The 1767-nt window shown below is 32.1% G+C and carries 1 protein-coding gene and 2 pseudogenes; all 3 read left to right on the forward strand.

Annotation, left to right across the window (positions count from 1 at the left end; translation table 11 throughout):
• The first annotated feature begins 37 nt into the window (after positions 1–37).
• Positions 38–304, forward strand: coding sequence for a cysteine-rich small domain-containing protein (locus tag HMPREF1639_RS07360; RefSeq protein WP_036765014.1), 267 nt, complete (start codon positions 38–40; stop codon positions 302–304).
• A 206-nt stretch (positions 305–510) separates the two neighbouring features.
• Positions 511–1209: pseudogene (locus tag HMPREF1639_RS09650) on the forward strand (CRISPR-associated endonuclease Cas3''); the annotation flags it as partial.
• Positions 1210–1362: 153 nt separating this feature from the next.
• Positions 1363–1674: pseudogene (locus HMPREF1639_RS09655) on the forward strand (23S rRNA methyltransferase); the annotation flags it as partial.
• Positions 1675–1767: the final 93 nt, after the last annotated feature.

The raw sequence follows: 1767 nt of genomic DNA on the forward strand, positions 1-1767 counted from the left end.
AAAAATATATTAAAAAAATAACAGAAAGGATAGGCATATGGATAATTCGTATAAATTTTTCTCTAATAGGGATTGTAAATATTTTCCATGTCACAAGACAAGTAGACCAGAGGATTTTAACTGTCTATTTTGTTATTGTCCACTATATACATTGGGTGACAAGTGTGGCGGCAATTTTAAATATAGGGAGAATGGAATAAAGGATTGCACAGATTGCAGTCTACCTCATAAGGTGGAATCATATGAGTATATAATAGGAAAATTTAGCCAGTTGGCCGAATTAGCAAAGAAGTCTGCATATTAGAGAGCAGTAAGAAGATAGGGCCAAGAAATATTGGTATATATATGTTTGTTGAAAAGATAATAGGAGAAAGTTGAGGATAATTTACTGCTTATAGAAATACAGAAAGAATTATCTACTAAATATAGAAAAGTAAATTATTTAATGTTACAATATATTGTGAAAAGAGTATGAGTAATATTACTATTATGAATATATGTTAATGATGGATGGGGCTGGTTATATTGAGTGATAGTGCTTTTTGGGCAAAGAAAAAAGAAAGCAATGGACGGTTTTTATGGCTACCTCTGATACAACATCTAGAAGATACAGGAGGAGTATCAGTTCTACTGTGGGAACATTGGTTGAGCGATGGTCAAAGACGTTTTATAAAAGATTCTCTTAGCATTAAAAGCGAAGATGTTGCAAGGAGTTTAGTTAAATTTATAGGCATGGTGCATGATATAGGAAAGGCGACACCCGTTTTTCAAACCATGAAAGGATATTCTAATTCAGGAGAATTAGATTTGTTGTTGTTAGAAAAATTAGAAAGAGCTGGATTTAGAGATATAACCAATTTGATTTTGGCGTCACCAAAAAGTTCTAGACATGAAATCACAGGAGAATATTTGCTAAGTTTATTTGGAGTTGAAAATGATATAGGATCAATTATAGGTGGTCATCATGGGAAAACGATTGATAGTGAATCGACTTATAAAAAGCAAGCTTCCTATGAAGCCAATTTATACCAAGATGAAGATGAGGGGAACTCGACTAGAAATCTTTGGATAAGAAGTCAAAAACAGATTTTTGAGTATGCGCTAAAATCATGTGGATATAAAAGTGTAGAGGAACTACCGAAAATTGAGCAACCAGCACAGATACTGTTATTGGGACTACTAATAATGGCGGACTGGATTACAAGTAACGAAGAGTATTTTCCATTAATCGATATTTTTGAAGATTCTGTTTTAGATAAAGATAAAAGAATATTTAATGGTTTTCTAAGTTGGAAAGGGTCTGATATCTGGTGTCCGCAAAGAATTAGAAACTATGTAGACTTGTATAAAAATAGATTTGGATTTGAGACGGTAGCGCTTTTGTCCAAACTCGATGTCGATAAGCATATAAATATTGAAATTGAGCTGGATGAGCTTGATTTGACAAGTGCTGAAAGTAAGGCAACATATGCTCAAATCAAAGAATATGTTTGGAATAAATTTGAATTAAAAGTTCCGACATTATATATTGCACAGATAAAAAGGAAATGTGGAATAGAATTACGAGAACATTACAACAAGTCTAAAAAGGAGAAACAAATTATTCCACAATGCACACCGGAAAAAGAGGAAGCAATAATGGATGCCTTAAGGTATTTCAAAATGGTTGAATAGAAAGGGAAGATATTTTATGAGATGGATAATAAAAATAATCTTGGTTGATTGTATAATCAATTTGTACAACTGAATAAAAAAATGATTCATTGC

The sequence above is a fragment of the Peptostreptococcus sp. MV1 genome, from assembly GCF_000758885.1.
Lineage (GTDB): Bacteria > Bacillota > Clostridia > Peptostreptococcales > Peptostreptococcaceae > Peptostreptococcus.

Excerpts from the sequence above, each read along its gene's own strand:
- HMPREF1639_RS07360 (WP_036765014.1), top strand. The coding sequence starts at position 38 with ATGGATAATTCGTATAAATTTTTCTCTAATAGGGATTGTAAATATTTT.